This is a genomic window from Kineococcus indalonis, from assembly GCF_009906395.1.
Classification (GTDB): Bacteria; Actinomycetota; Actinomycetes; order Actinomycetales; family Kineococcaceae; genus Kineococcus; species Kineococcus indalonis.
In genome coordinates, this window is the sequence record NZ_JAAALM010000205.1 from 1 (window position 1) to 6541 (window position 6541).

General features: G+C 75.8%; 6 protein-coding genes. 3 read left to right on the top strand and 3 right to left on the bottom strand.

Annotated elements, in window-relative coordinates; translation table 11 throughout:
* Positions 1-191 precede the first annotated feature (191 nt).
* Positions 192-2084 (top strand): putative bifunctional diguanylate cyclase/phosphodiesterase, encoded by a 1893-nt coding sequence (locus tag GTR00_RS11345; RefSeq protein ID WP_166611733.1) that lies wholly within the window; start codon positions 192-194, stop codon positions 2082-2084.
* Positions 2085-2096: 12 nt separating this feature from the next.
* Here the strand turns inward: GTR00_RS11345 and GTR00_RS11350 are convergent, their stop codons facing one another.
* Complete coding sequence (locus tag GTR00_RS11350) at positions 2097-2357, bottom strand: hypothetical protein (RefSeq protein WP_166611734.1); 261 nt, start codon at positions 2355-2357, stop codon at positions 2097-2099.
* A gap of 198 nt (positions 2358-2555) precedes the next feature.
* On the opposite strand from GTR00_RS11350, the gene GTR00_RS11355 reads away from it, so the two are divergent.
* Positions 2556-2768 (top strand): helix-turn-helix domain-containing protein, encoded by a 213-nt coding sequence (locus tag GTR00_RS11355; protein ID WP_166611735.1) that lies wholly within the window; start codon positions 2556-2558, stop codon positions 2766-2768.
* Between the two features lie 21 nt (positions 2769-2789).
* Positions 2790-3371, top strand: a complete 582-nt coding sequence (locus GTR00_RS25780) for a Clp protease N-terminal domain-containing protein (RefSeq protein WP_166611736.1) — start codon at positions 2790-2792, stop codon at positions 3369-3371.
* A gap of 77 nt (positions 3372-3448) precedes the next feature.
* Here the strand turns inward: GTR00_RS25780 and GTR00_RS11365 are convergent, their stop codons facing one another.
* Both GTR00_RS11365 and gndA read right to left on the bottom strand, forming a co-directional pair.
* A complete protein-coding gene (locus GTR00_RS11365) occupies positions 3449-4864 on the bottom strand; it encodes a glucose-6-phosphate dehydrogenase (protein WP_166611737.1) in 1416 nt (471 codons plus the stop codon).
* Between the two features lie 46 nt (positions 4865-4910).
* A complete protein-coding gene (gene gndA / locus GTR00_RS11370; protein ID WP_166611738.1) occupies positions 4911-6386 on the bottom strand; it encodes an NADP-dependent phosphogluconate dehydrogenase in 1476 nt (491 codons plus the stop codon).
* Positions 6387-6541 lie beyond the last annotated feature (155 nt).

Below are 6541 nucleotides of genomic sequence, written 5' to 3' on the forward strand. Positions count from 1 at the left end.
GGACCCGGGGGGCGGGGTCCGCGGTGGGGGCGGAACACCGCACACTGCTCACTCAGCGGAGTACCCTGTCACTGAGGGTCATAGAGTGGCTCACCCCTTCCCGAGGCCGGAGCCCGACCCGTGAAGAGTGCACCCGGCCGGGTGGACCCCGGCGACGCCGCACGAGGACTCGATGCGCGGGGACGGCGGCGGTGAACCACGAAGCGCTGGTCGACGCGGTGGTCGCGCTGGCGCAGGCCGCCGGCGGCGACGTCGGTCCCGAGGAGCTCCTGCAGCACCTGGTGGACGTGGCCGCCGAGCACCTGGCCGTCGACGGCGCCGGCGTGATGATCAACGACGGTGAGCTCCTGCGCTTCGTGCACTCCTCCTCCAGCGCGGTCGACGGCGCGGAGCGGCTGCAGGAGCTGACCCAGGAGGGCCCCTGCCACGACGCGCTGCTCTCCCGGGCCGAGGTGGTCGTCGACGACCTGGCCGACCCGGCGCAGACCGCCTGGCCGGAGTACGTGCAGCGGGCGCGCGAGGCCGGCTTCGAGTCCGTGGTCGCCGTGCCGCTGGTCGGGCGCGGACGGGTGTGGGGCGCGCTGGACCTGTACCGGCACCGGGCCGGCACCTGGCAGCCGGCGGAGCTGCAGTGGGTGCGCCTGCTGGCGCACGTGGCCGTCTCGTACGTCGTCATGGCCTCCGAGCGCGACCAGGCCCGCCGCGCCCAGAGCGAGCTGGCGCACCGCAGCACGCACGACGCGCTGACCGGGCTGCCCAACCGGGCGCTGCTCTTCGACCGCCTCGAGCACGCCCTGGCCGCCGCGCGCCGCCACCAGCGCACCGTGGCGGTCTTCTTCATCGACCTGGACCGCTTCAAGGCGGTCAACGACACCTTCGGCCACGCCGCCGGCGACACGGTCCTGGCCACCGTGGCCACCCGCGTCAGCGCCACCCTGCGGCACGAGGACACCCTGGCGCGCCTGGCCGGTGACGAGTTCGTCCTGATCTGCGAGGACCTGCCCCAGGCCGAGCCCGACGAGCTGGCCGAGCACGTCCAGGCGGTGATCACCCGGTTGCGCCGGGTCCTGGCCCAGCCCGTGCGCATCGGCGAGCTGGACCTCGCGGTCTCCGCCAGCATCGGGGTGGCCCTGAGCGAGGACCACCCCGGCGCCGACGAGCTGCTGGCCGACGCCGACGCCGCGATGTACCGGGCCAAGCACCACACCCGCGACGCCCCGGGCGGCGGCGGCACGATCGACCTGACGGTGGCCGGCGGCACCGCCACCGGCGGCACGGCCGGGCCCCCCGCGGGCACCGCCGCCGGGCCGCACGCCTGGCGCTCGGTGCGCCACCTGGAGCGCCAGCTGGCCCAGGCCCTGCCCCACGAGCAGCTGCGCGTGCACTACCAGCCGATCACCGACGCGAGCGGTGCCGTGCACGCCGTCGAGGCGCTGCTGCGCTGGCAGCACCCCGCGCACGGGCTGCTGCCGGCCGGGCGGTTCATCGACCTGGCCGCCGGCAACGGGACGATCGTCGGCATCGGGCGCTGGGTCGTCGAGCAGACCTGCGCCCAGGTGGCCCGCTGGCGCCGGGAGCTCGGTGCCGCGGCCCCGCGCACCGCCTACGTCAACCTCACCGCCCGCGAGCTGGCCGACCCCGCGCTGGTGCCCACCATCTCCGCGGCGCTGCGCGAGCACGGTCTGGAACCGGAGCACCTGGGCCTGGAGCTGCTGGAGTCCAGCTTCATCGACCCCAACGTCCTGCCCGCCCTGCAGGAGCAGCACCGGCGCGGGCACCCGCTGTCCGTGGACGACTTCGGCACCGGCTACTCCTCGCTCTCGCGCCTGGTGGAGCTGCCCGTGCGCATGGCCAAGATCGACAAGAGCCTCACCACCGGCATCGAGCACGACGCGCGCAGCAGGGCCCTGGTGGGGGCGGTGGTCACCGTCGCCGACAGCCTGGACCTGCAGGTGATCGCCGAGGGCGTGGAGACCGCGGCCCAGGCCCGCTGCGCCAGCGACGCCGGCTGCCACTACCTGCAGGGCTTCCACGTCGGCCGGCCCCAGAGCGCCGACGCCCTCACCGCCGCCTGGGGCGCCTGAGGGCGGGTGCGCTCAGGCCGCGCGGTCGGTGCCGGCGCGGCGCGCGCGGCGCTCGTCCAGGTGCACCACCGCGGCGTGCGCGTCGCGCTCGGCGCGCGCGGCCTCGACCACCAGGCGGCCGGCCTCCCCGTACCCGGCGCCGCGGGGCGCGACCAGCAGGTGCGCGTCCCGCCGGCCCGCGCGGGCGGCGGAGCCGCCGAACGCCGCGGCGAGCACCGCGCCGATGCCGCCGGCCGTCCCGGCGACCGCCAGGACCCCCACCAGAACGTCCACGACGACCCCTCCCCCCGTCCCGGCCGGCCTGCCCGGCCCGGTGCTCCCAGGGTGCGCCGGGAGGGGTGCGCGGCGGATCGGCCCAGGGGGTGAGGTCCGCGCTCCACCCCCGGGTGGACGCGGGCCCTCGCGGGTGGAGCCGGCCGTCCTTCGTCAACAAGGGTTGACGGGGGGCCGGTCGTCAACACATGATGACGCATGGCCGAACCCGACACCCTCGTCACCGCCGGCACCGACCCCGACCCCGCCGTGGGCCTGCGCGCCGTCGCCGCGCTGCGCCGCCTCGCCGAGCAGCTCGAGCGCCTGCAGGTCCAGCGCGCCCGCGACCTCGGCTGGTCCTGGGCCGACATCGCCGGAGCCCTCGGGGTGTCCAAGCAGGCCGTGCACCGCAAGCACTCCGGCAACGACTGACCCACGAGCAGGAGGACCACCGTGTTCGAACGATTCACCCGGCGAGCCCGTCACGCCGTCGTCGACGCCCAGGAGGTCGCCCGGGAGCTGGGGCACCGCGAGGTCGGCGACGACCACCTGCTGCTGGCGCTGCTGCACGCGGGCGGCGTCGCCGCCGACGTGCTGATCGCGGCCGGCGCCGACCCGGCCCGCCTGCGCGAGCAGGTCGCGCACCAGCGCGGGCCGGACGCCGACACCGACGCGCTGCGCGCCCTCGGCATCGACCTCGACACCGTGCGCCGGCGCGCCGAGGAGGTCTTCGGCCCCGGCGCGCTGGACCGGCCCGGGCCCCGTCGGCGCGGCCGGCTGCGCCGGCGCCTGCTCGAGGAGGGCCCGCTGAGCGGTCACCTGCCCTTCACCCGGCCGGCGAAGAAGGCCCTGGAGGAGTCCCTGAGGGCCGCGCTGGACCTGCGCCACGACTACATCGGCACCGAGCACCTGCTGCTCGGGCTGCTGCGCAGCCCCGACGCCCGCGCCGCGCGGGCGCTGGCGGCCACCGGCGTCGACCTCGACCTCGCGCGCGCCCGCACCGCCGTCGTTCAGGCCCTGCGCCGCAGCGCCTGAACGCGCCCGCCCCCCGCCCGGGTGGGCGGGGGGCGGGTCGCCCCCCGGGGCTGCGTCAGCGCCGTGTCAGCGCCGCGTCAGTGCTCGGTGAGCCAGCCGTACGGCGCGGCGAGCTCCTCGGCCTGCGCCGGGCCCCACGAGCCCGGCTCGTACGGGTGCAGCTCACCGCGCTGCTCCAGCAGCGGCGTCACCACCCGCCAGGCGTCGCGCAGGCCCGCGGAGGTGGTGAACAGCGCCCGGTCGCCGATGAGCACGTCGCGCAGCAGCGCCGCGTACGGGGGCAGCGGCTCCGCGTCGGGCAGCTCGGCCAGGTCCAGGTGCAGCCGGCCGGGCACCAGGTCGTCGGAGACGCCGGGGCGGCGCGCGGTCACGCCCGCCCACAGCGTGCCGTTGCCGCTGAGGGTGAACGTGATGGTCTCCGGCACCCGCGTGCGCTCGCCCTCGCCGTGCACCTGCGCCGCCGGCGGGCGCAGCACCAGCGTCACGTGCTGGTGGGACTCGGCCAGCTTCTTGCCGGTGCGCAGCACGAACGGCACCCCGCGCCAGCGCTCGGTGTCCACCCACACCCGCGCCGCGACGAAGGTGTCGGTGCCGGAGTCGTCGTCGACGTCCTGCAGGTGGCGGTAGCCGCTGGACTGCCCCAGGACCACCTCGGCCGGGTCGATGGGCCGGAAGCACGCCAGCACCGACTCGCGCGCCTCCTGCAGCGCCTCCGGGCCCGGCCCGGCCGGCGGCTCGGCGGCCACCTCGGCGGCCACCTGCAGCAGGTGGGTGACCAGCATGTCCAGCGTGGCGCCGGTGGCGTCGTAGAACTGCGCGCGGTCGTCCACGCCGAGGGTCTCGGGCACGTCGATCTGCACCTGCGCGACGTGCTCGGCGCTCCACACCTGCTCGAAGAGGCGGTTGGCGAAGCGCAGCACGTGCAGCTGCTGCGTGGCCTCCTTGCCGAGGAAGTGGTCGATGCGGAAGACCTGCTCCTCGGCGAACACCGACTGCACCAGCTGGTCGAGGCGCTCGAAGGACTCCGGGGAGGTGCCGTACGGCTTCTCGTAGACCACGCGCGAGCCGTCGGCCAGGCCGTGCGCGGCGATGGCGCGCGTGTAGTCCTCGAACGTGGAGGGCGGCAGCGCCAGGTAGTGCACCACCTGCACGTCCCCGCCCAGCTCCTCGCGGACCCGGCCCAGCACGTCCAGCAGCTCACCGGGGTCGTCGGCGGTGAACCCGCCGCCGGCGAAGCGCAGGCCGGCGCCCACCTCGTCCAGGACGCTCTCGTCCAGGTCCTTGCCGAACTCCCGCAGCCCCTCGACGACGTGGCGGCGGTAGTCGTCGTCGCCCATCGAGCGCCGGCCGCTGCCGATCAGCGCCCAGCGCTCGGGCAGCAGGCCCGCCTCGGCCAGCGCCGCGAACCCCGGCATGACCAGGCGCCTGGCCAGGTCGCCGGTGGCCCCGTACAGCAGGAAGGCGGTCGGGGTGCTCCTGTGCGTCTCGCTCACGGTCGCATCCTCACCCACGGCCGTCGCGGGCCGCGCGCCCACCCCCTCAGGACCACGGGTGCTCGGCGCCGTCGCCGGCCCACGCCACGTGGAAGGAGCCCTCGCGGTCCACGCGCTTGTAGGTGTGCGCGCCGAACAGGTCGCGCAGGCCCTGGATCAGCGCCGCCGACGAGCGCGGCCGGCGCAGCCCGTCGTAGTACGCCAGCGCCGAGGCGAAGCCGGGCGCGGGGATGCCGTGCGCCACGGAGTGCTGCACCACGCGCCGCCAGGCCTCCTGACCGTCGGCCACGGCGCGGGCGAAGTACGGGTCCAGCAGCAGCGAGGGCAGGTCCGGCTGCTTCTCGTACGCCTCGCGGATGCGGTCCAGGAACTTCGCGCGGATGATGCAGCCGCCGCGCCAGATCGTGGCCATCGCGCCGGGGTCCACGCCCCAGCCGTACTCCACGGAACCGGCCTTGACCATGTCGAAGCCCTGCGCGTAGGCGACGACCTTCGAGGCGTACAGCGCCGCGCGCACGTCGTCGACGAAGGCGTCGGCGTGGGCGGCCTCGACGAAGGGCGCCTCCTCCGCCGGGCCGGGCAGCGCGCCGGCCGCGGCGCTGCGCTGCTCGGCGTGCCCGGACAGGGCGCGGGCGAAGACGGCCTCGGCGATGCCGGAGACGGGGGTGCCCAGGTCCAGGGCGGTCTGCACCGTCCAGCGCCCGGTGCCCTTCTGCTCGGCCTGGTCGAGGATGACGTCGACCAGGGCCACGCCGTCCTGCGTGGGGTCCTCCTTGGCGAGCACCTGCGCGGTGATCTCGATGAGGAAGGACTCCAGGTCCCCGGAGTTCCAGGAGTCGAAGACCTCGGCGAGCTGGGCGGGGGTGCGGCCCAGGCCGTGGCGCAGCAGGTCGTACGCCTCGGCGATGAGCTGCATGTCGGCGTACTCGATGCCGTTGTGGACCATCTTCACGAAGTGGCCCGCGCCGTCGGGGCCGACGTGGGTGGAGCACGGGGTGCCGTCCACCGACACGGCGATGTCGGCGAAGATCGGGCCGAGCTTGGCGTAGGCGTGCTCGGAACCGCCGGGCATGATGCTCGGCCCCAGCAGCGCGCCCTCCTCGCCGCCGGAGACGCCCACGCCGGCGAAGTGGATGCCCTTCTCGCGCAGCGCGGCCTCGCGGCGGCGGGTGTCGGCGAAGTGCGCGTTGCCCGCGTCGACGAGGATGTCGCCCTCGCTCAGCAGCGGCGCCAGCTCCTCGATGACCGCGTCGGTGGGGCCGCCCGCCTTCACCATGATGATCACGGTGCGGGGGGCCTCCAGGGAGTCCACGAACTCCTGCGCGGAGTACCCGGGCACGAAGGTGCCCTCGTGGCCGAACTCCTCCACCAGCGCCTTCGTCCTCGCGTCGGTGCGGTTGTGCACCGCGGTCACGTACCCGTGCCGGGCGATGTTGCGGGCCAGGTTGCGCCCCATCGTCGCCAGGCCCGTCACACCGATCTGGGCCTTCTGCGGGGCCGCCTGCTGCGTCGTGTCGGTCACCCGCCGGAGTGTTCCACGGAACCCCCACCCGGCCACAGGGTCTGCGGCGCCCGGCTGTTACGGCCCGGGGAACTCTTCCTCACGGCGCGGCGACGCGGCGGTGAGGCACCGGCGGTCCCGGGGCGGGTGCGGGACGGGCGGGGGCGCCGCCCGGG

Bases quoted from the DNA above. Each gene is read 5' to 3' on its own strand.
- GTR00_RS11355 (WP_166611735.1), top strand. From the start codon at position 2,556: ATGGCCGAACCCGACACCCTCGTCACCGCCGGCACCGACCCCGACCCC.